Genomic DNA, 25,447 nt, shown 5'->3' with positions numbered 1-25,447 from the left:
CTGGGCTGGTGGTCGTGATAGATCGATCACCTGCCGGTGTGCACGGCCCGTTCCAATCGCCTACGGGAGCGGTATCCGACTCCACGAGCGTTCGGCGCCCTGCAGAATCGATCGCGGTCCAACCAGGCTGGCGCGTGATTGACAGGCTCCGACCGCTACTCGATCACCCACAAGATCACCGAGTCGGCGTCCTTGATGTAGACGCGGTTGCCGGCGATCACCGGGTAGGCGTAGGTGTCCGAGTCGGCGACCTTGTAGCGGGCGACCTCCTGGAACGCCTCGGCGTTGGGATTGAAAACCACAAGCTCCTTGGCAGGGCTGAGGGCAAACAGCACGCTTCCGGCGTCGACCACAGAGCCGTAGCCGCCTCCCCCTCCCCGCCGACCGCGGCGGCCCCGCCGACTGCCACGCTCGCCCTCGGCCGGCTGCTCTGGTTGCTGAGCTGCTGGCTGGGCCTCTGGTTGCGCGGACGGCTCGGTTGGCTTCGCGAGCGGCGCGGTCCAGGCGGTGTCACCGGACTCGGCGTCGACGCAGAACAGGCTGCCGAGGTTCGACAGGCCGTAGAGCATGCCGTCCTTCAGCACGGGCGAGTTGAACTGCAGCGAGTTGTCGGTGTTCTTCCAGACGGGCTCGGCGGTGAGCTCGTCGCCGGACTTGGTCACCCGCTCGGCGGTTGTGCCGCGGGTCGGGCCGGCGTAGATCACCAGCTGGTCGACGATGACCGGAGTAGCGGCGTTGTAGCGTCCTTGCTCGTAGGGAACCTCTCGCAGCAGCTCGCCGCTGTCCGCGTCGATTGCCACCAGGTTGCGGCTGGTCGGGGCGATGACGACTTCTTGGCCAGCGATGTCCATTAGCACCGGCGAGGCGTACGACGGGCCATCGCCGTCCCACTCCCAGCGTTTTTCGCCGGTCGCTAGGTCGAACGCCACCATGCCGCCCTGGTCACTGCTGCCAACCTGCGCGATGCAGACGCCGGCGGTGACCAGCGGCGAACTCGACGTAGCGAACCGCGGCACCTCGCCGCGGTAGTCGTCGTTCCGCCAGAGCAGCTCGCCCGAAGCCGCGTCGAGGCAGCTGATAACGCCCTCGACGCCCATGATCACAACTTTGCCGCCGCTGATCACTGGCGAGCACCGCGGGCCGGCGAAGCCAGACGCCGGGCCGCCTACCCCCGCGGCCGGCAGCGCGTCGCGCCACTGCTCGTCCCCGGTGCTGGCGTCCAGGCAGCGGAGCACCTCGTCGCCCCCCTCGCGGGCGTAGACGTACAACCGCTCGCCCACCAGCGACGGCGTGGCGACTCCGTCCCCCACGGTCACCTTCCACCGCTGCTCGAGCTCGGCGGGCCACTCGCTGGGGGCCTCGAATCCGGTCGCTTTGGCGTCGCGGTTGGCGCCCCGCCACTGCGGCCAGTCTTGGGCGACCGCCGAGGAATAGGCTAGCGATGCCAACGACAGAGAGCAGACAGCAGCGAGGCGTTTCATGGCGGCTCCGAGGGGGATGAGTGAGGGGGTGACCCGTACAGCACGCGCAGAAGACTTAAACGCCCGAGCCTCGGTGAGGTATCGCGAGAACCGCGTAGAACCTAGCTTAGGACCCACGCGCGGCTACTCGGCGATCGGCTGCCGCTGACCGCTGCCCTCGAAGCTCCCCTCGAGCAGGAACCGCTCGGTCATCGCCTGCACGTCCGGGTGGCCCATAAGCAGCGTGTGAATCGCCGGCACGACGCGGAAGTCGGCGGCGCCCGCCAGGCGGGTGTTGTCGACCGTGACGACCAGGTCGTCGTCGCCGGGGATCAGCGGGTTGCGGCCGCTCTTCGCGTTCCCCCCCGCCAGGATGCCGAACTCGCACGGCGGGACCGTGAGCGTCGGCGCCAGCTCATCCCACTTGTCGTTCAGCTGCCGACCCGAAGGCCCGTAGACCTGGCCGGTGACGTCGAGCGGCACGACCCAGCCGGCCAGCTCGGGGCGGTTATTCGGCGGGCCGAGCATCACCATCCGGCCGAGCCGCGGCGGGCCCGATCCTCCGTCGGCGGGCAGCGCCTCGCACGCGGGCAGGTAGTAGTCGTGCAGCCAGCGGCGGACCACCAGGTTGCCGAGGCTGTGGCAGACGAAATCGATCTGATCGACGCCCTCAAGGTTGTCGACGACCCGCTTGAGCACCGCGGCGTGCTCGCCGACCGTGGCGCGGGTGCTGGGGTACTCGACCGAGATGACGGACCAGGCGTCGTTCTGGCTGAGGTGCTCCTGGAGGGGCCTCATAGCGCCGCGCGAGCGCCACAGCCCGTGCAGCAGGACGACCGTCCGCGGCTTGAGGGACGGAATCTGCTGCTCTGCCTGAATAGTTTCGAACCGGTCGCGGCACTCGTCGTAGCCGCCGGAGGCGACGCGGCGGTCGCTGGGGTCGAGCAGCCGACTGTGGCCGGTGAAGACGTTCTGCTGGATCCGCCAGTCGTGCAGCACAAGCTGGTCGGCCCAGAACTGCCTGCCGCCTAGCGTGGGGGGTCGGAAGGACATGACGTCGGTTTGGAAGGACGCGAGCCGCTCGGCCCCAAACGGTTGAGGGGGCTTCTCGGCCATCGCGGGCAGCGTGCCTGTAAGCAGGACCGCGACCAGGGCTCGTGCAACCATGGTAGGACTCGTTTGAGGAGGTGGAAATGCACCGGCGTCGGGAACACTCTTGCCGGTTGCCGGAACTGGGGCAAGATCAGCCCTGGTCGGGCTGCCGAGCCAGCCGGGCGGGGCCGTCCCGCCCGGATAACGGCCGGAACCCTGGGTTCCCCTGCTTGGCGGACACTGCTAGAATGTGGGGCTTGTTCTAGCCGCCAACCCTTCGCAGGGTCTGGCGGAGCCTCGAATTCACGCGGAGTCTGTCATGGCCAAACCTGGTCGCAAAGTGAAGAAAGCCAACCACGGCAAGCGTCCCGCTTGCAGCCGTCCTCGCAAGGAACGTCGCCAGAAGGTGAAGACCTAAGCCGCCGCTGCGGTTTGAGGTTCGTTTCTGTGAGCGAGCGTAAGCGGAGCCAACGCGGTGTCTAGCAAGGACCTGATAGTCGATCCGGCAACGATCGACTGCGATACGATCAGCGCCGATCTCGAAGCGATCCGGGAGTTCAATCCCCAACGCTTCGAGATGGAGCAGCTGACCGCCGTCGTGCGCGATGACGCGGAGGCCGGCGTCGTGATTGCCTACAGGGACACCTCGGAAGCCGATTTCTGGGTCCGCGGGCACATGCCCGGCATGCCGCTGATGCCCGGCGTAATCATGTGTGAGGCTTCGGCCCAGGCGTGCAGCTACCTCGCCCGCAGCCACAATCTGGTGGGCGACCGCCCGCTGGGTTTCGGCGGGCTGGACGACGTCCGGTTCCGCGGCCCCGTGACGCCGGGCGACCGGCTGGTAATTGTCGCGCAGCGAACCAGGTTCCGTCCCGGCGCGATGGTCGTGTTCCGCTTCCAGTGTTTCGTCGGCACAACGCTGGTCTGCGAGGGCCAGATGCGCGGCGTCCCGCTGCCGAGCATCGCCTAGCCGCCCTCCCGAGTGCCTGCTGAGCGCGGCCGGCCGCCCTGAGAGCAGCCGCCACCGCCCCCTTCTTCCCGAGCTGATCCTAAATGGGCCGCCGCGCGCTAAAGCGAATCGACAAGAACCTCGACTACGGCTGGCACCTGCTCGAGTTCGAAGACCTGCCCGAAAGCTGCACTTCGCAGACGCTCTTCGGCGACGACGCCCCGCTCGAGTTTGAGATCGGCAGCGGCAAGGGGCTGTTCATGCGGACCGCCTCGGGTGCCCAGCCGGAGCACAACTTCCTGGGCGTTGAGATCTCGTTCAGCTACGCCCGGCACTCGGCGGCCCGGCTGGCCCAGGCCGAGCGGACGAACGCTCGGATGCTGGCCGGCTGCGGCCAGCGGCTGCTGCGGGAGTTTGTGCCCACCGACAGCCTCGAGGCGGTGCACGTCTACTTTCCGGACCCGTGGTGGAAGAAGCGGCACCACAAGCGGCGGGTGCTCAATGAGGCGTTCCTGCTGCAGGCCCACCGCACCCTGCGGCCCGGCGGGAAGCTTCACTTCTGGACCGACGTGCAGGAGTACTACACGGCGACCCTCGAGCTGATCGCCGCGAGCGTGCCGCTCGACGGCCCCCACGACGTGCCGGCCACGCCAGCCACCCACGAGCTGGACTATCGCACCCACTTCGAACGCCGCACTCGGCTGGCCGACCAGCCTGTCTACCGCGCCGAGTTTATCAAGCTCCGCGCCGAGTAACGGTCCGAGGCCGGCCGGCACGCGGTTGCGCAAGCGGTATTCAATCGGTCTGGTTCCCAGGGCACGAGCCGCCGCGGCGGTCGCGGGTTACCGAAGGTTCGCCTCGGGAGCGTACTCTCAGTAAACTACACTAGAGCTGCGGACACCCGAACTACCCCGACCCGATTCCCATGCCCTCGCCCCTCTCAGAACCCGCTAGCACGGCAAACTTGGCCGAGCAGCTCGCCGAAGAGCGGCGGCGGCGGGAGGTGGCCGAGGCGCAGCTCGACCGCCGCTACGAGCGGCTGACCGACAACCCAGCAGTCGACTACTTCATTTACGCCGCGGACAACGACAGCCGACTAACGTACGTCAGCCCGTCGGTCGCACGGATCCTCGGCTTCCAGCCGTCCGCGATGGTCGGCCGGGACTGGCGCGAGTTTGTCGACGCCGCCTCGTCAACCTACTCGATGGCCGAAGAGAACGAGCTCGCTCTGCTCGACGGCGCCGACTCGCCAACCAAGGTCATCATGCTGAAGTGCGCCAGCGGCAGGTCGGCGCCGATGGAGGTCACCCCCCGCACGCTGCACTCGCCCTCGGGGTCGGTGATCGGGCACGAGGGGATGTGCAAGGCCGCCTGCCCGCAGGACGAGGTGGCGACTCGGCTGCGGGCGATCAGCGACGAGCTCGAGGTGAGCGTCCGCCGCCGCACGAGTGAGCTCGAGTACCGGATCGAGTTCGAGAAGGTGCTGGTGTCGTTGAGCACCGGGTTCATCAACCTGACCGCCGACGACGTCGACGAGGCGATCGACGAGTCGCTGCGGCGGGTGGGCGAGTTCCTGGGCGTCGACCGCTGCTCGATCCGGCTCTTCGAAGACCGCTTCGCGCTCGGCGAGCTTACCCACGAGTGGTACGTCGACGGGTGCGCCTCGCTGCTGCCGGCTGTGAGTGGACTCTGCGCCGACGAGTTCGAGTGGGAGCTGGGTGAACTGGCCAGCGGGCGGCACTTCATGCTGGACGACACCAGCCACGCCCCGGTCGAGGCCAAGTGCTTCCGGATGCTGTACGAGAAGTACGACGTCCGCTCCGCGCTGCACTACCCGCTGATGATCGGCGACGCGCTGACCGGCATGGTGAACTGCGCGACGGTCGGGCGGCGTTTCCGCTGGCGGGACGAGCACCTCGCGCTGATCCGGGTGTTTGTCGAGGTTGTGGGGAACACGCTCGAACGGCTCGACTCGCAGCGTCGTCTGGCCGAGAGCGAGCGGCGGCTGCACGAGATCGTCCGTGACCAGACCGAGATGATCATCCGCTGGACCGCCGAGGGCGGTCACCGGTTTGTCAACGACGCCGTGTCCCGGTTCCTCGGCAAGCCGGCCGACCAGATCATCGGCACGCCGGTGCTGGACAACGTCCACCGTGAGGACCTTGCCCGCGTGCGTAAGAAGCTCGCGGGGCTGACACCCGAGGCGCCGCTGGCGGTCGACGAGCACCGCGTCGTGCGGACCGACGGCTCGCTCGCCTGGTACCAGTGGGTCGACCGCGCCCTGTTCGACGACCGCGGGAACTTTATCGAGTACCAGTCGGTCGGCCGCGACATCACCGGCCTGAAGCGGACCCAGGAGGAGCTTGAACGCCGGCTGAACTTCGAGGAGCTGGTGCTCGGCATCAGCACCCGCCTGATCAACCCGCCGCTGGACAAACGCGAAGAGACTCTCAGCGGCGTCCTCGAGGAGCTGGGCGAGTTTACCGGCGTCGACCGCAGCTTCATCTACCTGCTCGACCAGGCGCGTCAGGAGTGGAAGCTCCGCTACTACTGGTCGTCGCCCACGGCGCCACCGGTATTCCAGGGCGTGCAGACGATACCGGTCGACTCTCTGCCGTGGCCCGAGGAATCGATTCGGCGGGGCGTCCCCTTCCACATGCCGAGCCTCGACTCGCTGCCCGAAAACACGACCGAGTTCCGCGCGGCGCTGGTCGCGATGCACACCAAATCGTTCATCAACGTGCCGATGCTGGCTGAGGGTCAGGTGGTGGGCTACATGGGTTTCGCCACCCACCAGCACGAGCGGACCTGGACCGACGAGGAGATCGCGCTGCTGCGTCTCATCGGTGAGATCCTGGTGAGCACCATGGCCCGCGACGCCGCGGAACGCGCGTCGGAAGAGAACCGTGAGCTGCTGCGGCTCGCGATCGAGGGCGTCGAAGAGGGCGTGTACGACTGGGACATCGAGCACGCTCGGGTGGTCGTCAGCGACCATTGGCTCCGCACCCTGGGACTGCCGCCCGGCGAGAACAGCCGCAGCGAAGACGCCTGGCGTGAGCGGATCCACCCGGACGACTGGGACCAGGCCGAGCGGGCAATGCACCGGCACTTCGCCGGCGAGACCCCGGTCTTCGAGGCCGAGTACCGCATCCGGCACGCCGACGGGCAGTTCCGCTGGAACCTGAACCGCGGCCGCGTGATCCGCCGTAGCGAATCGGGCCGGCCGCTGCGGATGGTCGGCGTCGACCGCGACATCACCGACATGATCGAGGCCCGCGAGAAACGCCGCGTCCTCGAGGCCCAGCTCGCCCACCTTGGGCGGGTCGCGACCATGGGCGAGACGGTCGCCGGCATCGCCCACGAGGTCAACCAGCCGCTGCACGCCGCGGCGACCTTCAACGCCGCCGCCCGCAGCGCGCTGAGCTCCGGCAAAACCGAGAAGGCCGAGAGCCTGTACCAGAAGTCGTCGGAGCAGATCTCGCGGGCGGGCGACATCATCCGCCACATGCGCGAGTACACCCGGCCCCGCCAGACCGACATCACGTTCCTCGACATCAACCAGCTGCTGAGGCGGTCGGCCGAGTTCGTGATGGGCTACAACACCCACGCCCAGGCTTCGCTGATCTTCGACCTGGAAGAGGGGCTGCCGCAGGTTCAGGGCGACGCCGTGCAGCTGCAGCAGGTGGCGGTCAACCTGATCCAGAACGGCGTCGACGCGATCCGCGACGGCGGGGTCGCCGACGGCGAGATCCGCATCTCGACCCGGCTCGGCGAGCGGGCCGTCGAGGTCCGCGTCTCGGACAACGGCAAGGGCGCCGACGCCGAAGACCCCGACGAGCTGTTCAACGCGTTCTTCTCGACCAAGCCCCAGGGCATGGGCATCGGCCTGGCCCTCTGCCGCCGCATCGTCGAGACCCACAACGGCGTCATCCAGGCCAGCCAGAACGAGCAGGCCGGCATGACGTTTACCGTCCGCATCCCGGTAGCCGAATCGAACGACTGATGGCGAAATCCGAAACCGTCTTTATTGTCGACGACGACGAGGCAATCCGCGAAGCGGTCGCGTCGCTCGTTGGGGAGATGGGCGTGCACTGCGAATGCTTCGGCTCGGCCGAGGAGTTCCTGGAGAAATACGACGGCCGCCGCCCCGCCTGCCTGGTGACCGACGTCCGCATGCTGCGGATGAGCGGCCTGGAGCTGCAGGAAGAGCTCAACAACCTCGGCTGGCGGATCGCCACGGTCGTGCTGACCGCCTACGCCGAGACGCCCGTCACCGTGCGGGCGATCAAGAACGGCGCGGTGACGCTGCTCGAGAAGCCGTGCCGTAATCTCGAGCTGTGGGACGCCATCCGCAACGCCCTGGCCCAGGACCAGGAGAACTTCGAGGCCGACCGCCAGCGCTCCGAAATCTCCCAGCGGCTGGAGAGCCTCACCCCTTCCGAGAGCAGAGTAATGGAGCTGGTGGTGGCAGGCGAGCCGAACAAGGCCATCGCCAACAAGCTGGAACTGAGCGTCCGCACGGTCGAGGTGCGGCGGCAGAGCATCTTTGCCAAGCTGGGCGCGGGGTCCGTCGCCGAGCTGGTGCGGCTGGTTGTTGAAGCAAAGCCCAACGAGTAACAGCGCACGCGACCGCCCGCGTTCTGCGGGCGGCCACAGCTGCGGGGCGGTGCAGTGCGGCCCCCCACAGTGCGGGCCAGTGCATCCGCGTTCGATTGCATCTATTGCAGTCTGCAAATGGTGTAACCCCAGCCGTACTATTGGGATAGAGAACGGGCCTCCTCACGGGCCGCGAACTCCTGGGCTCGGCGACGGCTCCGCTAAGCGGCGGTCCCCCGCCGGTCCAACGCTAGCACGCTTATCTGGTTGGCCTGCTGTCGGAACCAGCTCCGGCCAACCGACCCTCACCCCTACAAGGCCCTCCCATGATTGCAACTGACAACGGTCCCCTCTCTGCCGAACAAAAACGCGTCTTCGTGATTGAAGACGACGCCGCCGCCCGCAGCGCTGTCTGCGAAATGCTCGAGCCCAAGGGGCTGAAGGTCGAAGCCTACGGCTCGGCCGAAGAGTTCCTCGCCAACCGCAAGCCGGAAGGCCCGAGCTGCCTGCTGCTCGATGACCGACTGCCCGGCATGCGTGGCAGCGAGTTGCTGCGGCGCCTGGCCGAGGATGGCGTACAAACGCCAGCGGTGCTGATCACCGGCTACGCGACGACCTCCACCACGGTCGACGCCATGCGTCATGGCGCGGTGTCGGTGCTCGACAAGCCCTGCTCGGACATCGCCCTGGAAGAGGCTGTCGGCGCGGCAATCGCCGCGGACGTCCTCCGCCGCGAGCAGGAGCAGCCCTCCCGCGTCGCGAAAGAACGCCTTTCCAAGCTGAACGACTCGGAAATGGAAGTCCTCCGGATGGTGCTCGACGGCGTGCCCAACAAGCAGATCGCCAGCCGGATGGGCGTCTGCATCCGCACGGTTGAGTCGCGCCGCAGCAAGATCTACAGCGCTGCCCAGGTTAACTCCGTTGCGGAACTTGTGCGTCTTTGCGTGGCGGCCGGCGTGGTTGACTAGTCGTCGGTGGGCGCCAAACAGTCCCCCAACGGGGGGTGATCGCGCGAGGTTGACTGGCAGCCCCCGGGAGACCACATCGTGAAACCACCACGGCCGCGCCGATACCCCCTCTAGCGTGCCAAACGACACCGCTTGCGGGGAACGCAGTGGAGCCTCCAGGGCAGGAAGCCTCGAAGATTAGCCTTCGGGACTTGTGCTCCACTGCATCCCCGCTTTTCATGCGCTCTCGCACCGTAACCCCTTCCGAATGCGGGGTTTACGAATCCGCCGGGCTCACCAGCAGTCCCGGCGTATCGACACCCATTCTTGGCCCACGTAAAATGAGGGCACACGAAACCGGGCCTGTCGCCCTCTGCAGCTCACCCCCCTCCAGCCTACCCTCCACCGCGTCCCTCTGCCGCGTCGTCGCCACCCGGTTGCCGCACGCCTTGCTGGTCCTTCGTGGGCGCCGGACCCGCGGCCGACGACCCGCGGCCGGTTTCCCAAGTCCCCCGACCAGAGTCCACCGAGGAAAGCCGCGTGCCTCCCGCTGTTGACCACCCCGAATCGATGACTGCTCCCGCTGGTCCGATCACGCTCCCGGCGACGCCGCCGTTCTCGGTGCGCAGCACGGCGACCGCCGTCTCGGCGCTGGTGATGGCCGAGCAGTACGGCGACTCGTCGCTAGCGGCCGCCCAGGCCGAGATGCTCGACGTCGCGTACCGCGGCGACCTCAGCGAGCTGATGCTCGCTAGCATGCGTCGGCTGGCCGACTGCCAGAACCCCGACGGCGGCTGGGGCGAGACGCCCGCTGCGCCGTCCGACCTCACCAGCTCAATGCTGGCGCTGTCCGTGTTCCGGCTGACCTGCGTGCCGGCCCGCTACGCCGACCTCGAGCCCCGGCTCGAACAGTACATCAAGGCCCGCAAGGGCGCCGCCGCCCTCCGCCGCACCATCGAAGACCGCTCGCTGCTGCTCGGCGTGCTCAGCACCTGCGCCGCCGCCGGCGTGGGGAGCTGGAAGCAGACGCCCGTTGTGCGGTTCGAACGCGCCGCCGCCCCGGCCAGCATCCGCGGCCTCCTCAGCAGCCCCCAGTTCGACAGCACCAACCCCGTGATGCTCGCGGGCGGGCTGGCCCGCTTCCGCCAACTGCGTCCCAGCAACCCGGCGCTCCGCTGGCTGCGGGGCGTGTCGGTCGAACCGTGCCTGCAGCTAATCGCCGCCCAGCAGTCCGACGCCGGCTGCTTCCGCGGCCAGGTGCAGACCACCAGCTTCGTCGTCGCCGCACTTGCCAGCGCCGGCAAGGCCTCGCACCCCATCGTCCGCCGGGCGGTGACCTGCCTGCTGACCAACGTCGGCCCCGACGCCACCTGGCTGGCCGACTGCCTGCAGGAGTAGCCCGCCGGCGGCCGCCCTCCCCCGCTCTTCGTGCCCCAATCAGCGACGCCGGAGTCGACGCCATGCCAGGACGCTCGCAGCTTTCCGCCGAGGTCGGCGAGTCTCACCGGCCCGAGATGCTCAAGCTGGCCGGCGTGTTCTACAGCGACCCGGCGCCCCTGGGCGAGCTGACCGCGGTCTCGGCCGCCGACATGCCGCCCCACTACCAGGCGCTGCTCGCCCACGACGACCACATGACGGTCACCCTCGAGGCCTTCCACGAGTCGCTGGTCAAGGTGGTCGTGGTCCAGGAGCAGTCCGCGCCCGACTCCTATGTCCGCAAAAGTCTGTTAACTCGTCATTCGGATGGGACCCCCGTACAATTAGGCATCATGCGGATCGACCTCACCGGGCTGCCGGACCTGGTCCGCCAGCAGATCGAGACCCACGCCGCCCCGCTCGGCCGGATCCTGATCCGCAACAACCTGCTCCGCGAGGTCGAGCTGCTCGCCCTCTGGCGGATCGAACCCGGCGACGACCTCCGCGAACAACTCCGACTGCAAACCAACCAGCCGATCTACGGACGCTCCGCCCGGATCTTGGTCGACGGCCGACCCGCGGTAGAGCTGCTCGAGATCGTCCAAGCCTAGCCAACCAGGCGCCCCCCAATGCCCCCCACCAACCGACAGTACAACTGCATCGTCATTGGCGGCGGCCCGGCCGGCTGCACCGCCGCCGCGTTGGTCGCCCAGGCGGGTTACACCACCCTCCTCGTCGAGCGCGACGCCCTGCCCCGCGAGCACGTTGGCGAGTCGCTCATGCCCGAGACCTACTGGACCTTCGAGAAGCTCGGCGTGCTCGATCAGCTCAAGGCCTCGCGCTTCGCGAAGAAGGTCGGCGTGCAGTTCGTCAACAACACGGGCCGCGAGTCGCAGCCGTTCTTCTTCCGCAACCACGACCCGCACGAAAGCAGCGAGACCTGGCACGTCGACCGCGCCGAGTTCGACCAGATGCTGTTCGACAACGCTCGGGCGAAGGGCGCGGAGTGCCTCGACAAGACCCGCGTGCTCGACGTGCTGAAGACCCAAGACCTGGTCACCGGCGTGCGGCTGCAGTCGGACGGGCAAACCGTGGATATCAGCTCCCGCGTCGTGTTCGACTGCTCCGGCCAGCAGTCGTTGTTGGCCAACAAGTTCGGCGTCAAGCAGGTGAACCCCAACCTCCGCAAGGCGAGCATCTGGCGGCACTACCGCGGCGCCGACCGCGACGAGTCGGGCGGCGGCGTCAAGACGATCATCTCCCACACCCGCGACAAGCAGGCGTGGTTCTGGTACATCCCCCAGGCCGACGACCTGGTGAGCGTCGGCGTGGTGGCCGACAACGACTACCTCCTTAAGGGCCGCGGCAAGCCTGAGCAGATCTTCGCCGAAGAACTCCAGAAGTGCGACGGCGTCCGCCAGCGGGTCGAGGGCGCCGAGCCTTTGGACGACCTCCGCGTCGCCAAGGAATTCAGCTACTCGACCACGCAGCCCGCCGGCGACGGCTGGGTCCTCGCCGGCGACGCCTGGGGGTTCATCGATCCCGTCTACTCTTCCGGCGTGTACTTCGCGATGAAGTCCGCCGAGATGGCCTCTGAGTGCGTCATCGACGCCCTCCGCCTCGACGACCCCTCGGCCGAGCGCCTCGGCGCGTGGAACGACGAGTTCTCCGCCGGCACCAAGTGGGTCCGCAAGCTGGTGCACGCCTTCTACTCCGGCGAGTTCCGCGTCGGCAAATTCGCGATGGAGCACCCCGAGCACACCGCCGCGCTGACCAACCTGCTGATCGGCCGGATGTTCCACGAGGACGTCCCCAAGCTGTTCGACGACCTCGACCCGTGGCTCGAGCGGATGATCGCCGAAGCCTCCGACAGCGAGCCCGACGACGAGATGGTCGACGGGGCCCCGGTACTGGCGTAGTCGACGATCACTCTCCCTCGTCGGCCAACTCGACCCTAGACGCCAAGTACTCACGAACCATCTCGTTGGGGTCTTCCCAAAGCGCCAATGGCGGCCCGCCCTCCGCGTTCGTCACCGGTATTCCGGCAGCGGGCGCCGTTGGATCGAAGTCCCAGTCGATCTTCACCAGGTTCTTGATCTCTGCCAACCTCGCTTCATACCGGTCCGATGGTGGGTACTGGCCGCCACGCAACTGGATCGCCGCCCCCTGTTCCGCCGCGAACGCTGCTAGTTCCCCCCAGCCCGCCGGCCAGCGATCGTCGTTCGCCTGCATGTAGGCAACCAGCAGCGTGCCGGCATCCCAGGCCGCGTAGGCCTCGGGCACGTGCCGCCAAGTGGAGAGCATGACCAACGCCCAAACGCCCGCGCCGGCTAACGGGATGCCGATGGCCAGCAGCACGATGGCGAGCTGCGTTCTTATCGTCGAGCGTGCTTCTTTGTCAGACATCCTCTTCTCGGTATCGCGGCAACCGCTTGATTGGCACGCACTGCAACGGCGTGGTTGCCCCACTGGTGATTCACCACGCCCTTGCAGGGCGTACCACCCACAAAGACGGCGTGGCCGCCGACGCTCAATGGTCCTGGGCTAGATCGCGCCGGGGCCCTCGAACACCTGCTGCTGGAACTGCTCCTCGGTGAACACGTAGAACGACTCGACGCGCTGCCAGTCGATCCCGGCCTCAGAGTCGCGGGCCCAATCGTCGGGGTCGCCGGCGTCGGGCGACGTGCCGGTCACAAACCAGCGGTCGTGCACCTGCTCGAACCGCGCGTCGCGGATCATCACGCTGCCGCCGTCGAAGCTGCCGTGCAGGTAGAACAGCGTAACCTTGTCCTTGAACTTGCCGGGGTCGACCGGCGGCTTCGCCTCTTCGGCGCCCGCGTCGAGCGACATCAACGCCGCCGCCAACACCACGGCGCCCGCCAGACCAACCATCATCGAACGTGACTTCATTGCTTCTCCCTTCAGTTGCACTTTGACTATTACCGCTAGGCGCCTACCGGCGATCTCGGTCCTCCTGACGGCTGTGAACAGGAGGCCGCGGAGATAGCAGACTCCTGCCCTTGTGCTCCGCTCTCTCTGCTTCCTCCTGTTCTCCTGCGTTCGCTTACTCATGTTCGGCCGCTTTGGACCGCACCCTCCCCTAGCAATCTACCGGTTCGCCTTCCAACCACCGCGAACCGCTCCAGACCATCCTGAAACACCGCGTGGGTCATTCCCTGCTCGACCAGCACGCAAGTCACGCCGAGCCGGCCGACCTCGTGGACGTTCCGCTCCTCGTCGTCGAAGAACAGCATCTGGTCGTAGTCGCAGCCGGTCGCCTCCCGCAGGGCGGCGAAGTGCCGCACCTTGGAGCTTGGGTAGATCTCCTGGTGGGCGAACCGCGCCCGGATGCCCAGCAGCTCGGCCAGCCGCCGCGCCCAGTCGGGCTCGCCGGTGCGGGACGCCAACGCCAGGGCGGCGGGGCTGGCCTCGCACTCGTCGAGGATCCGTGGCACGTCGTCGTACAGCCGCACGTGGCGGCCTTCGCGGTCCTCGACGCGGCCCTCCTGCTGGCGGAACGGCGGCGTCAGGCAGTCGCACCACACGCCGCCGGCGTCCCACAGCGTGAAGTCGAGGTCGAACACAATCAGCGCGGGTTGGTCCATCGGGGTCGCGGCCATCAATCGGTCAGGATCGCCTCGATGTTGTCGATCGGCCGCCCGATCGCCGCCCGGCCGTCGTGCACGACAATCGGCCGCTCGATCAGCACCGGGTGCTCGACCAGCACGGCGATCCACTGCTTGTCGGTCAGCTCCTGCTCAGCCAGGCCGAGCTCCTTGAAGACCTTCTCGCCGCGGCGGACCAGCTCGGCTGGCTTGATCCCCAGCAACCCCACGACCCGCTGCAGCTCCTTCGTCGACGGCGGGTCCTCGAGGTACTTGATCACTTCGAACTCCACGCCGCGCTCCTCGAGCAGCGCCAATGCGTTGCGCGACTTGCTGCACCGCGGGTTGTGATAGATCGTCGTCGCCATTAGTCCCTTTCCAACCTGCCAGTCCTAGCGTGGGCCGCCAGGCCCAATCGCCACGAGTTTTGTTCCGGGGAGTTCTGTCCGAGCCGTTTTGTCCGACCCTGTTTAGTCCGAAAACACGAGCGGAGGGGACAAAACCCACTGCGATCCGATGCTCCCAACCACCGCAAGTCTTTCTCTCGCAGCGGTTTACAACGAATAAAGCCCAGCCCAGCGGCGGGGGTTTTGTCCGTAAAGTCCGGTCACGTTTCGCTCTGAAGCGACAAACCGAAGCCAACAGCAGAGAGTCGTCCTGAAGCATCGAAGGGCGCCGGGGGCGCTCCGCGCTAGCGGAAGCCCCCGACTTTCAGCGAGCACCGGCTGGAACGTCTCGGGGGCTTCCCTGCGGGAGCGCCCCCGGCGCCCGCGCACCGCGACCGCCCGCCTCGCCGATTGCAGGCGGGCGCCCGGTTGCAGCCCTCATTAGATCACATCGGGGGTGGATTTCCACCGAAAACGGGGGGCAATAGGACTGTGCGAGGGGGCGCCCGGGGCTCTCCGCGACAGCGGAAGCCCCCGACGTTCAGCAGACGCCGTCTGGTACCTCTCGGGGGCTTCCCTGCAGGAGCGCCCCGGCGCCCGCGCCGTCTATTCGTTTCGCAACGCGTCGGCCACGGCGTCGCAGAACGCGAAATCGTCGATCACGCCCTCGGCCATCGGCTCGGGCCGGGCGCCCCAGGCGACCACCACCACCTTGGCCGCCGGGTTCACGTACAGCGTCTGGCCGTGGATGCCGATGCCCATGTAGGTGCGGTCCCGCCGCGAGCCGGGCGAGGTCCCGGGCCACCACAGGTAGCCATAGGCGAGTTTGTCACCGCCCTTCAGCACCTTGGGCGACGTCGCCTCGTCGACCCAGCCGTCGGGCAGAATCCGCTCGCCGCCGGCCAGGCCGCCGCGCTGCATGAACAGGCCGAACCGCCCGTAGTCGCGGAGGGTGGCGCTAAAGCCGCTGCCGCCGATCTCGATGCCGCCCTCGGACTCGAGCCACCAGTTGGCGTCGGCCTCCATGCCGAAGCGTCTCCAGATCCGCTCGGAGAGGTAGTCCGCCAGCGGGCGGTCGATGGCGCCGCGGAGGATCTCGGCGGCGACCTGCGTCTCGCCGGTGTTGTAGTTGTTGAGCGTTCCGGGCTCGGCCGCACGGGGCAGGCGCTCCATCAGCTCCATCGCGCCGCCCGGTTGCTGGGCGATCTGGGCCTCGAGCAGCCGCCGGCGGTCGGACGTGGGGTCGGTGTAGACCTCGGTCCAGCGGACGCCGGACGCCATCATCAGCACGTCCCGCACCGTGGCGCCCTCGTACACGCTGCCGGCCAGCGCCGGCGCGTAATTGGTCACGTCGTCGTTGATGCTGTCGATGTAGCCCTCCTTCACCGCGGCGCCGATCAGCGTCGACGTGATCGACTTGGCCACCGACATCGACATCCAGCGGGTCTGGGGCGTGTTGCCGTAGCGGTACATCTCGAGCGCGACGCGCCCGTCCTTAAGCACCAACAGCGCGGCGATCCGATTGACCTGCAGGTAGTCGATCAGGTCGTACGCCTGGCCCTTATCCTCAAAGCTGACGTTGGTGAGCGTGGTCGCCGCCGGAGGCAGCGGCCACGGCGTCAGCGACTTCGGCACAGTGCGCGTCGGAAACAGCCGGTCGATATTGCGGAACGTGCGGACCGCGGACTCCGGCGAGAGGGCGCCGTCGTAGACCTCACGCACCGAGCCGATCGGCTCGGAAGCGTGCGGGTAGGCTGTCGATGACTTTGCCCGTTGAGCGAAAGCCGCCGGAGCGAGCAGCGTGAGGCCAATGAGGCAAGCGAGAACGCGTTGCGTGCGCATGGTGAGTCTCCTGGGTGCTTCCAAACGCCCCCAATTGTAACAGGCAGAATGCCCGGTATTCCCGGGGGCGCTCCGCGCCCGCGGAAGCCCTCGACGTTTAGCCGACGCCGGCTGGCACCCCTCGGGGGCTTCCCTGCGGGAGCGCCCCTGACGCCCGCGCGCCATTGGCCAACCCGGTTTGCCTCTTGTTCCTTCGCAACCCCGACTACCGCTCGAACGAATCGGCCCGGTTGGCGACGCTACTCGCTCGCGGAAGTCGCGGCCACCCTTTTTCTTTACTGTGCTCTTTCGTGCCTTTTCGTGGCCAATCAGTAGCCACAAAGAGGCACGAGAAGGCACGAAAACTATTGCCTGTGGGAACGGTCTCTGAACGCCATTGCCCCGCAGGTAGACATCGCTGTCGGATACGGCTCCTACAGGCTGGCTGACTCTACTCCGGCAGCATTGAAGTGACTGTGGCCGAGATTGCCACCGCAAGGAAACAGCGATCCACCCGGCGCGAAACGAGTAGCGTCGCACCGCCACGCCCCCAGAGGGCGGTCTTCTTCCAGTAGCACGCCCGGGCGCCGCTCTCGGTCAATACCCTGAAGTGGTTCATTGCCCAACCGCAGTATACCGTGCCGACGAGTGGCCAAGCCTCGCCGCCGTACGCGACCTCCGCGACCTGCAATGGGTAGGGCCTATGCCCGAAACGCTGCTGGGAGAGCGACATCACGGGCGTGATCACCGCGGCCGGCGTTTCGTTCACGCAGATGGTTGTCGCAGGTGGATTGTCGATTGTGGCCACGACCGAATCGCCGCCGGGCAGTTGGAACTCAAACTGCGTTCCGCGGTCCGGTGAACACGCTATTGGGCAGGTGACCGGAACCACGACGCCGTTCATCTCGAACTGGCAGCACGCCCTGCCCCACCGCTGCTTAAAGTGAATGCGATCTGCAGGCATTGATCGGCTCGCGGATTCCTTAGGTGCGATCGTTTCCATTTAACCTGGTATTCATCGCCGTCGGAGACGCCTCCTACACGGCTGGTAGTCCGCTGAGCAACAACCTAAGTCACCAACCCTTTGGTCACCATCATGAACACGTCCTCCAGGGTCGGCTCCTTGTCGGCGAACGAGGTCAGGCCGACCTGGGCGGCGACCAAGTTGTGCAGGAGCCGCTGCACGTCGGCGTCGTCGCCGGCGAGCTCGACTAGGCAGCCGCGGGTCTCCATCTGCACGCTGCGGACGTTCGGGTCGCTGCGGATCAGGCTGACGCCCGGGTCGGGGTCGCCGGAGAAGCGGACCTGCAGGTGGCGGTTGGCCTGGATCTTGCGGTAGACCTTGTCGATCGGCCCGGCCAGCAGCAGCTTGCCGCGCTCGATGATGCCGATCGACGTGCAGACGTCGGCCAGCTCGGTGAGGATGTGGCTGGAGATGAGGATCGTCTTGCCCATCTTGCGGAGCTCCTTGAGGAGCGCCTTGACCTCGAGCCGCGCGCGGGGGTCGAGGCCGGACGCGGGCTCGTCGAGGATCAGCACGGGTGGGTCGTGCACCAGGGTCTTGGCCAGGCAGAGCCGCTGCTTCATGCCCCGCGACAGGCCGTTGACGTAGTCGTCCCGCTTGTGGGTCAGGTCGAGGAGCTCGAGCACATCGGAGATCACCGCCTTGCGATTGGCGCGGGGGATCTCGTACGCCACGGCAAAGAAGTCGAGGAACTCCCACACCTTCATGCCGTCGTACACGCCGAACATGTCGGGCATGTAGCCGATGCTCCGCCGCACAGCGACCGGGTCGCCCGTGACGCTGTGCCCGTTGACGGTGGCCTCGCCGGTGGTCTCGCGGAGGAGCGTGGCGAGGAAGCGGATGGTTGTGCTCTTGCCGGCGCCGTTGGGTCCGATGAACCCGAACATCTCGCCGGCGCCGATCTTGAGGCTGAGGTTCTCGACCGCGACAAAGTCGCCGTAGGTCTTGCGGAAGTTGTGGATCTCGATCATTCGATTGCGGATTGGGGATTGCGGATCGCGGATGGTTGGGGAAGGATCCGCTGGGGCGCCGGTTGGCGTGCTGTTCTGACTCGGTCTAGGTGAGCTGAAAACGGGGACTGGCTCTCGACCGCACCTCCGGGTTCGCCGTTGGTTCGACGTGGCTGCGGTCGTGTGCCTGTCCCCCTTTTCAGCGCGGAGCCGCGTTGGTCCGTCGGAAAAGGGAGACAGGCACGACACACGTGACGCCAGCTTGGGGCGGGCCGGACTCACGCCTCGAGCCAGTCCCCGTTCTTCGACTCGCGGCCTAGTCTGGCCCTCATTCGTTACCTTCGTTCTCTTCTGTTCAGAATCTTCTTACGGGTTTGTTTGAACAGGAGGAAGCAAAGAGAGCCGAGGCCATGAGGTGTGCTCTGGTGCTCTGGTGCTCTGCTCTCTCTGCTGCCTCCTGTTTAAATACCTGTTGCTCGAGCAACTTGTCGCTCGGACGCCACCTCGGATTCTGGTCTCTCCTACTCTTCCTTCGCGAAATCGACCGGGGCATTCGTGTCGGGCTCGGGGGCCGTGGGGATCTCGTACTGCAGGTGCGCGACCCACAGGGTGGCGGCGCTCTCCTGGGCGGCGGCGGGGCGGACGGTCATGCCGGGCAGGGCGCGGTCGATCCGCGCGACGGCGCGGTACTCGCCCGGCTCGAACTCGGCCGGGTTGAGCGCGACCCGCCAGAGCGGCTCGAGGTTCATCTCGTCGTTCCGCTTGGCCGCGGCGGAACCGGCGTCCTGCGTCCGCTCCTGCTGGAACGCCGCGGCGTCCTCACTGATGGGGACCGCCGAGAACGCGAGCGCCATCGACTCCCGCTGCGGCAGCTTGCCGATCCAGCAGCCCCGCAGCGATGGCGGCGGCGCCTGCTCGCCCGGCCCCGTGCGCTGGACGGGGCGGTAGACCACCACCAGCTGCCGCAGGTCCTGGTCGGAGAGGTTCTCGATCTGCAGCGTGCCGCTGGTCGCCGTGCCGAGCCGCAGCGCGCCGCTCACGGCGTGCATCTCCTCGCTGTGCACCATGCCGGTCGTGCTGGACGAGACCGTCAGCCCCTCAAGCCGGGCCTTGTCCTGGCGGTCGTAGGTGACCTGGGAGATCCGCTGGCCGCTGAGCAGCTCGAACTCCCTGCCGCTGGCGAATGGGGCGGCCACCGCGGCCGGGTCGTCGAAGGTGATCTCGTAGTTGGTGCCGAGCGAGGTGTACACGCCGGTGTAGCGGGTGAGGCTGCCGCGGGGGTAGTTGGGCTGGGTCTCCAAGAGGGCGATCTGCGTCTGGGCGCGGACGAAACCGATGTCGAGCTGGGCGAGCTTGACCACCACCACGGTGCCGGCGATGGCGATCAGCGGCGCGGCGACCCACGCCAGCTCGACGCGGCCGATCGCGCGGAACACCATCCAGTTGAACGGCGCAAGCACCAGCAGGTAGAAGCCGATGCAGGCGAGCACGAAGCCGGAGTCGGGCACGGTGACGCCGGCCGCCTCGCGGAGCGACGACCGGGCCGCCTCGGAGACCGCGTTGAAGTCGTCCCAGCCGCCGGCGCCGCCGGGGTAGCTGGGGGGCCGGACCGCGGTGGCGTCGGTCGCCATCTGGCCCAGCTGGCCCCCGAATCCTGGATTGGAAGCGTCGGGCGTAGCGCCGCGGGTGTACCGCCAGGGGTGGGCCTCGCTGTAGGAGTCTCGCGACAGCATCCGGAAGGCCGTGTTGACCGCCGCGTCGGGCGCGACCTTGTCGCGGCCGTCGGCCCACTCGACCGCCAGGGTGCTCTCGCCGGGGCTGTCGCCGCTGACGCCGTAGCCGGCCTCCTCGTCGAAGCGGACGCCGGCGCTGTAGTTGTCGTTGCGGAACCGGCGGGGCGGGCGGCGGAGCACCACCGCGTTCATCAGGCACTCGAAGCCGCTCTCCCAGTTCTGCAGCCCGCGCTGGTTGAGCTGCATCGCCGACACCAGCACCCGGCCCCGCCCGACGCGGCGTTCGGCGAACAGCTCGCCGCAGCGGAGCTGCGCAGTCGCGCGGGCGACCGGGGAGTCGGACTCGCGGCGGTCGGAGTCGTCCTCGACCAGGTCGAGGCGCACGCCCGACCAGGGCCGCGGCAGCTGCAGCTCGGGCCCCTTGCCGACGCCCCAGGCGTCGACCATCGGCTGCAGGTCGGCCGCGGTGATCTCCCAGGCGTCGCCGGCGGTGGCGGGCAGGTACGGTGCGAGGAAGCTGTCGCGCAGCAGGGCGAGCGAATCGGGCCCGCTGATAATCAGCTGGCCGCCCCACTGCAGCCAGTCGACCAGCGCTTCGCGCTGCGGCGGCTCGAAGATCGTCGGGTCGACCTCGTCCCACAGCAGGTAGGCGGTCGAGGTCAGGCAGTACAGGTTGTCGGGCAGCGGCGCGCGTTCGCCCAGCTCCGGCGCGACCACGCGGTACTGCAGGCGGGGCGGCAGGCCGCTGGGGCTCGACAGCAGGTCGAACTCAAAGTGCACCGGCGAGTTGACCGACCGCAGCGAGCCGAGCCGACCGTAGCTCGCCGGGTTGGCGGCCAGCACCACGAAGTGATACTGGTGCGACTGCATCGGCGTGACCGGCTCGAGGGGCAGCGGCACGACGTCCAGCCCGTCGCGGCCGGAGATCCGCGCGCGGATGTTGAACTTGCGGGTGATGGGGGGAGCGAAAAAGACGCTCTCGACATCCTTGGTCTGGCCCTTGCTGAGCGCGACCGGGCGTTGGCTGCGGAGCGAGAACGCGGTGTAGTCGAGCGGGATCGGCTGGCCGTTGGAGTCGACGACCTCCTGGCTGGTGCGGCCGACCCAGTCGTCGTAGTTGCGCTTCATCTCCTGGCTGACGGTCGACCAGTGGCCCGGCTTCACGAACAGCCGCGGAGAGTCCGACTGGGTCGGCGCCGGGCGGAGCGTGCTGACCACCATCGGCGCCTTTTTCTTCTTCTCCTCCTCTTCCTTGAGCCTGCGTTCCTCTTCCTCCTGCTGCTTCTGGGCCCGCTCCTGCGGGGTGAGGCCGTCGTCGCAGCCGCGGCAGCCGGGCATCAGCAGCGCGAGCAGGCACAAACCGAGCAGCAGCGGGCGTCTGGCGAAGAAAGCGTGCTTCATGCGGGCGTTTTTTTGGCCAGATGGCGGGAGCGGTGGTGCGTGTCGAGTTGCGAATCGGGGAGCGGCGGGCTCGGGTAGTTCGCCGGCCGCCGCGGGTGATTCGGCGGGCCGTGGGTATTTTATCGCTTTTCGGCCCGCTGTGCAGCTTGGCGCATTCGGGGACGCCGCCGAACCGCTAATCGCCTGTTCTCGCCGCGTCCCGCGTCCAGCAGCGGCTGATGGCCCACGCCAGCAGGGCGAACAGCGCAACGAGCCAGAGACTAATCGCCGCTACCCGGTCATCCACTCCGGAGTGGAGCATATTGAACAACTCGATCGTGACGGTCTGGGGTCCTGGGGGGAGGACGAGCAGCGTGGCGCTGAGCTCGGCGCACGACACGGCGAGCGCGACCATCCAGGCCGCGGTTACTGCCGAACGGCGGGCCCGGACCGCCGCCCAGGCCGCGCCCAGGGGGCCCGACTCGAGCCGCGCGGCGTCGGTCAGCCCGGTCGGCAGCGAGCGCCACACCGGCCACAGCACCAGCGCTACGAGCGGCGCCGCCCGGGTCATCTGCACCGCCCAGGCTACCAGCAGCGTGTTGTCGTACAGCCAGCTGAGGAACGACAGCGGCGAGTCGCGCGGCTGGTTGAAAACCCAGATTGCCCCGATGCCGATCAGCGGCCCGGGCGTGGTCAGCAAGAACGCGATGAAGGCGAGCCAGGCGAGCTGCTCGAAGCCGCCCCTAGCCAGCCGCCACGCCACGAGCGCGCCGAGGAGCGTCGCGCCGCAGGCCACGCCAAGGCCGAGCTTGGCGGACTGCCAGAGCTGGCGGCGGTGCTCGACCGGCGCCGCGGCGACACGCTCGACCGCCTTGGCAGCGGACCAGTCGCGCCGCCAGGCGTCGCCCTCGCGGGTGGCGTAGACGCCGACCTTGGTCGCCAGGTTGCCGACCGGCAGGCCGGCGAGCAGCAGCACGAGACCCGCGAGCAGCGCGGCTCCGCCGGCCCGCCAGCGGACGGGACACCGCCAGGCGTCCCGGGTGATGCCGGCGGCGATCCCCTCGGCCAGCGGCCGCGCGGCCCACAGCAGCGCGACCGCTACGCACCACACCACCAGCAGCCCGGCGCCGAGCTGGCCCGCCTCGAGCCGCTGCGCCGGGTCGTCGAGCTGCGCGGGGTCGAACAGTCCGAGGGCGTGCTGCGTGTAAACCTCCTCGGCGAACGTGCGGACCTGGAACAGGTCGGTGACGGTCATCTCGTGCGCCACCGTGACCACGACCCAGCCTGCCGCCAGCAGCAAAGCGGGCGCGACCCAACGGAACGAGACGCTCCCCAGCACCCGCCACGCCGGCATCATGAGCAGCGCGTCCTCCTCGACGCGTGGGTCGACCGCGGCGAGCGCGGCGCCGACGATCAGGGTCACCCAGGCGGTCGCGGCCATCGCGTGCACCCAGACAGCGCCGGCCGTGCCGTCGAGCAGCACGTGGGTGGGCCCCTCCGCCGCGCCGAACTGGGTCCACCAGCCGAGCACGCCAAAACCGGCCCGCCACGCGGCGGCGTGCAGGTGCAGCGGCACGAAGATCATCGCCAGCAGCGCGACCGACGCCCCCCCCCGGCCGGGGAGCCGGGTCTTGTGGATCAGCACCGCCAGCAGCACGCCGATCGGCAGCGCGAGGGCGAGCGTCCCGGCGGCGACCAGCGCCGTGTTGGCCAGCAGGCCCTGGGCGCGCGGGCCGGCGGCAACCACCCCGACGGCGGCTGCGGCTAAGGGCGCCAGGGGCAGCCATCGGGAAGCATTAAGTCCAGTCATCTCAGGTAGTTTAGGCAGGCGACGCCCGCCAGCCCAAGGCGCCCCGCGGTCATCGTTGTTGATTTCAGCTGGTGCTTAAGATAGGTTAAATGACACAGGCAGGGGTCGGAGGCCCTTGCTCGCCGCGCCCGGCCACCCCGATCTCGACGATCGGCTTTTCGTGATTGACCCCTCTGGATCGACTGCTCTGGATCGACTCCTCTGGCGCCTGGTCGGCTGCCGGCAAAGCTTGCAGGAAGAACTGCTTCGACGCTTGTCACTGTGATGCACGTCGGCGCGTGCTGCGCCGCCGGAACTTTGGCGACTGCGCTCGAACGGGCAGAGAATTGGCACACGTTACCGTGACGCGTTGGGCTTGATTCGGCCGGAGTGCGTGGCTCGATTGGGCGGCACGTCACTGGTGGGTAGGGACGGCCTGTTATCCACGGGATCCCCCGCGGGGCCGGACCAACTGTCCGCGTAGGTAGACGAGGCCGCAAGCATGGGAATCCAAGTGCACTGCCCCAACGGGCACTCGTTCAAGGTCAAAGACAAGTACGCGGGCAAAAAGGGCCTGTGTCCCAAGTGTGTGGGTCAGCAGGTCGTGGTGCAGGTGCCGGACTCCACGGACGAGACCGAGCACGCCTTCCGCGAGGCGGTGCTGAGCGAGCACCGCGCCGCGCACGCGGCCCCGCCCCCGACGCCGTCTTCGGAGTCGGTGTTCGACGACCACCCCGCCAAGGCCGACGCCAGCACCAGCGCCAGCCTGATCGGCTCTTCGGTTATAAAGCACAAGACCAAGTGCGAGTGCGGGACCAAGGTGCCGATGTGGTACGCCAAGTGCCCAAACTGCGGCAAGTTCCTCGAGCACTAACCGGGCCGACTGGTTGCGAGGGTCGGCTGGTCGAGGGGTGAGACCAGCCAGCCCGCGCAAAATCCGGGCCCGATCTGCTTTTCTTTTCTGGCGGTTCGAGCAATCGGAAGTTGAGATCCCCTTGGGGCGTGCGTTCCTGGCAGCGCGCCCCTTGTTGCGCGCTGCTAGCCGCGTGATTCTCCGCAGAAAACGACCGCTCGAAGCCCGCGGAACGTCCCCGCATGGGTCCCCGCCCGCCGGCGCCGATCGCTAATTGGGCCCGCGGGGCGCAATCAGCGGGGCTCCGATTTCTGCGCCCGCCGCGTAACAGCGGCGGATCCCCTCGTAAGTGATGGTGTCAACGACGGCTATTCCAAGGGCCGTCCTACCAAGCACAAGCACGAAGGGAGACTCGAGATGTCTAAGTCATTCAAGCAGAACGGCAAGAAGTTCGGCAAGCGGCTCGGCATGCAGACGCTGGAAGAGAAGGCGATGATGGCGGGCGACGTCGCGGTGTCGGTCTCGGGCGGAGACCTCATCATCAACGAAGCCGCCGACAGCATCGGCGGCGACCAGCAGGTGCAGGTAAGCCAGCTTGAGAACGGCAAGCTTCGTGTCCAAGGTCTGAACGGTACGCAGATCGAAACCCAGGCAATCATCTACAACCGTGAGCTCGGCCGCCGCGAGCGGATCACGATTCACGTGGACTCGCTGGACTACAATGTCTCGGGCGGAATCGATGTCGACCTAGGCGAGGGCCGCGACAACTTCACCACTTCGGCCGGCGGGCCCACGCTGTCGACCCAGTTCATGGACATCGATATGGGCGATGGAAATGACCGTGACTTTGTCGCCCTCCGCAACGCCGCGGTGGACGAGCAAGTCAACATCACCACCGGCGGCGGCAACGATTCTGTCTCACTGCACACCGTGCAGGTCGGCGAGGGCGGCGACAACGACGGCGACCTCACCATCGAGACAGGCAACGGACAAGACTTGGTCAGCATGTACAAAGTCGGGGTCTCGGATGACGTAGTCATCGACATGGCGCTCAGCCAGAGTCTCGCGGAACGTGACACCCTGATGATGAACCAGGTGGCGATCCACGACGACCTGGAAGTCGACTTCGGCGGCGGCAACGACAAGTTCGATTTCTTCTATTCCTCGGTTGACGAGGCCGACATTGAGGCCGGCGCTGGAGACGACGACGTCGTAGCGATCGGCAGCGTCGCCGACGACTTCAACTACGACGGTGGAACCGGGACCGACGAATTCTGGGCCTTCTACTCCAACGGCGTCGACACTAACGACATCGATTTGGATCTGAGCAGCGCCGTGCGGAGGACCTACGGACAGGTCTGACGCGTCGCGGATAAAGTTGCCCTCCCCGCACGCCCGCTGAGTCGCCCAGGCGACTCAGCGGGTTCTTTCGTGGGGAACCGGCCT

Annotated in this window: 22 protein-coding genes; 11 read left to right on the top strand and 11 right to left on the bottom strand. The window is 67.7% G+C overall.

Annotation, left to right across the window (positions count from 1 at the left end; translation table 11 throughout):
• Positions 1-155: 155 nt before the first annotated feature.
• Both Pla123a_RS07355 and Pla123a_RS07350 read right to left on the bottom strand, forming a co-directional pair.
• On the bottom strand, positions 156-1,481 hold the full coding sequence (locus tag Pla123a_RS07355) for a PQQ-binding-like beta-propeller repeat protein (RefSeq protein ID WP_146585424.1): 1,326 nt from the start codon (positions 1,479-1,481) through the stop codon (positions 156-158).
• A 123-nt stretch (positions 1,482-1,604) separates the two neighbouring features.
• On the bottom strand, positions 1,605-2,627 hold the full coding sequence (locus Pla123a_RS07350; RefSeq protein ID WP_146585422.1) for a hypothetical protein: 1,023 nt from the start codon (positions 2,625-2,627) through the stop codon (positions 1,605-1,607).
• A gap of 244 nt (positions 2,628-2,871) precedes the next feature.
• Here Pla123a_RS07350 and Pla123a_RS25250 point away from each other — a divergent pair, with 244 nt between their 5' ends.
• From Pla123a_RS25250 to Pla123a_RS07310, 9 genes are all read left to right on the top strand, one after another.
• Entirely contained in the window at positions 2,872-2,970 is a 99-nt protein-coding gene (locus tag Pla123a_RS25250) for a 50S ribosomal protein bL37 (protein WP_369299136.1), read from the top strand.
• Positions 2,971-3,027: 57 nt separating this feature from the next.
• Entirely contained in the window at positions 3,028-3,522 is a 495-nt protein-coding gene (locus tag Pla123a_RS07345) for a 3-hydroxyacyl-ACP dehydratase FabZ family protein (RefSeq protein ID WP_146585420.1), read from the top strand.
• An 83-nt stretch (positions 3,523-3,605) separates the two neighbouring features.
• Entirely contained in the window at positions 3,606-4,256 is a 651-nt protein-coding gene (gene trmB / locus Pla123a_RS07340) for a tRNA (guanosine(46)-N7)-methyltransferase TrmB (protein WP_146585418.1), read from the top strand.
• A 170-nt stretch (positions 4,257-4,426) separates the two neighbouring features.
• Positions 4,427-7,504: a PAS domain-containing protein gene (locus Pla123a_RS07335; protein WP_146585417.1), complete on the top strand. Its 3,078-nt coding sequence runs from the start codon at positions 4,427-4,429 to the stop codon at positions 7,502-7,504.
• A complete protein-coding gene (locus Pla123a_RS07330; RefSeq protein WP_146585415.1) occupies positions 7,504-8,118 on the top strand; it encodes a response regulator transcription factor in 615 nt (204 codons plus the stop codon). The genes Pla123a_RS07335 and Pla123a_RS07330 overlap by 1 nt, the downstream gene beginning before the upstream one ends.
• A gap of 305 nt (positions 8,119-8,423) precedes the next feature.
• Positions 8,424-9,065 carry a response regulator transcription factor gene (locus tag Pla123a_RS07325; RefSeq protein ID WP_146585413.1) on the top strand — a complete coding sequence of 214 codons (642 nt, stop codon included), beginning with the start codon at positions 8,424-8,426 and terminating at the stop codon, positions 9,063-9,065.
• 519 nt (positions 9,066-9,584) lie between these two features.
• On the top strand, positions 9,585-10,442 hold the full coding sequence (locus tag Pla123a_RS07320; protein ID WP_146585411.1) for a prenyltransferase/squalene oxidase repeat-containing protein: 858 nt from the start codon (positions 9,585-9,587) through the stop codon (positions 10,440-10,442).
• A gap of 62 nt (positions 10,443-10,504) precedes the next feature.
• Positions 10,505-11,071 (top strand): hypothetical protein, encoded by a 567-nt coding sequence (locus Pla123a_RS07315; protein WP_146585409.1) that lies wholly within the window; start codon positions 10,505-10,507, stop codon positions 11,069-11,071.
• Between the two features lie 18 nt (positions 11,072-11,089).
• Positions 11,090-12,379: an NAD(P)/FAD-dependent oxidoreductase gene (locus Pla123a_RS07310; protein ID WP_146585407.1), complete on the top strand. Its 1,290-nt coding sequence runs from the start codon at positions 11,090-11,092 to the stop codon at positions 12,377-12,379.
• A 7-nt stretch (positions 12,380-12,386) separates the two neighbouring features.
• On the opposite strand, the gene Pla123a_RS07305 is transcribed toward Pla123a_RS07310, so the two are convergent.
• From Pla123a_RS07305 to Pla123a_RS07265, 9 genes are all read right to left on the bottom strand, one after another.
• The gene (locus tag Pla123a_RS07305; RefSeq protein WP_146585405.1) at positions 12,387-12,866 is read right to left on the bottom strand and encodes a hypothetical protein; all 480 of its coding nucleotides are present in this window, start codon (positions 12,864-12,866) and stop codon (positions 12,387-12,389) included.
• 138 nt (positions 12,867-13,004) lie between these two features.
• Entirely contained in the window at positions 13,005-13,370 is a 366-nt protein-coding gene (locus Pla123a_RS07300; protein ID WP_146585403.1) for a hypothetical protein, read from the bottom strand.
• A 158-nt stretch (positions 13,371-13,528) separates the two neighbouring features.
• Positions 13,529-14,080 (bottom strand): magnesium-dependent phosphatase-1, encoded by a 552-nt coding sequence (locus tag Pla123a_RS07295; RefSeq protein WP_231956356.1) that lies wholly within the window; start codon positions 14,078-14,080, stop codon positions 13,529-13,531.
• On the bottom strand, positions 14,080-14,433 hold the full coding sequence (arsC, locus tag Pla123a_RS07290; RefSeq protein ID WP_146585401.1) for an arsenate reductase (glutaredoxin): 354 nt from the start codon (positions 14,431-14,433) through the stop codon (positions 14,080-14,082). Before arsC ends, Pla123a_RS07295 begins: the two co-directional genes overlap by 1 nt.
• Before the next feature lie 624 nt (positions 14,434-15,057).
• Positions 15,058-16,293: a serine hydrolase domain-containing protein gene (locus tag Pla123a_RS07285; protein ID WP_146585399.1), complete on the bottom strand. Its 1,236-nt coding sequence runs from the start codon at positions 16,291-16,293 to the stop codon at positions 15,058-15,060.
• Positions 16,294-16,723: 430 nt separating this feature from the next.
• The gene (locus Pla123a_RS07280) at positions 16,724-17,275 is read right to left on the bottom strand and encodes a hypothetical protein (protein ID WP_146585397.1); all 552 of its coding nucleotides are present in this window, start codon (positions 17,273-17,275) and stop codon (positions 16,724-16,726) included.
• Positions 17,276-17,340: 65 nt separating this feature from the next.
• A complete protein-coding gene (locus Pla123a_RS07275) occupies positions 17,341-18,267 on the bottom strand; it encodes an ABC transporter ATP-binding protein (protein WP_146585395.1) in 927 nt (308 codons plus the stop codon).
• 500 nt (positions 18,268-18,767) lie between these two features.
• Complete coding sequence (locus tag Pla123a_RS07270) at positions 18,768-21,380, bottom strand: hypothetical protein (RefSeq protein WP_146585393.1); 2,613 nt, start codon at positions 21,378-21,380, stop codon at positions 18,768-18,770.
• A 175-nt stretch (positions 21,381-21,555) separates the two neighbouring features.
• The gene (locus Pla123a_RS07265; protein ID WP_146585391.1) at positions 21,556-23,169 is read right to left on the bottom strand and encodes an ABC transporter permease; all 1,614 of its coding nucleotides are present in this window, start codon (positions 23,167-23,169) and stop codon (positions 21,556-21,558) included.
• Positions 23,170-23,650: 481 nt separating this feature from the next.
• Here Pla123a_RS07265 and Pla123a_RS07260 point away from each other — a divergent pair, with 481 nt between their 5' ends.
• Both Pla123a_RS07260 and Pla123a_RS07255 read left to right on the top strand, forming a co-directional pair.
• Entirely contained in the window at positions 23,651-24,022 is a 372-nt protein-coding gene (locus Pla123a_RS07260) for a hypothetical protein (RefSeq protein WP_146585389.1), read from the top strand.
• A 396-nt stretch (positions 24,023-24,418) separates the two neighbouring features.
• Positions 24,419-25,363, top strand: coding sequence for a hypothetical protein (locus Pla123a_RS07255; RefSeq protein ID WP_146585387.1), 945 nt, complete (start codon positions 24,419-24,421; stop codon positions 25,361-25,363).
• The last annotated feature ends 84 nt before the right edge of the window (positions 25,364-25,447 follow it).

The organism is Posidoniimonas polymericola (genome assembly GCF_007859935.1).
Taxonomy (GTDB): Bacteria; Planctomycetota; Planctomycetia; order Pirellulales; family Lacipirellulaceae; genus Posidoniimonas; species Posidoniimonas polymericola.
This window is presented reverse-complemented; position numbering and strand designations above follow the sequence as displayed.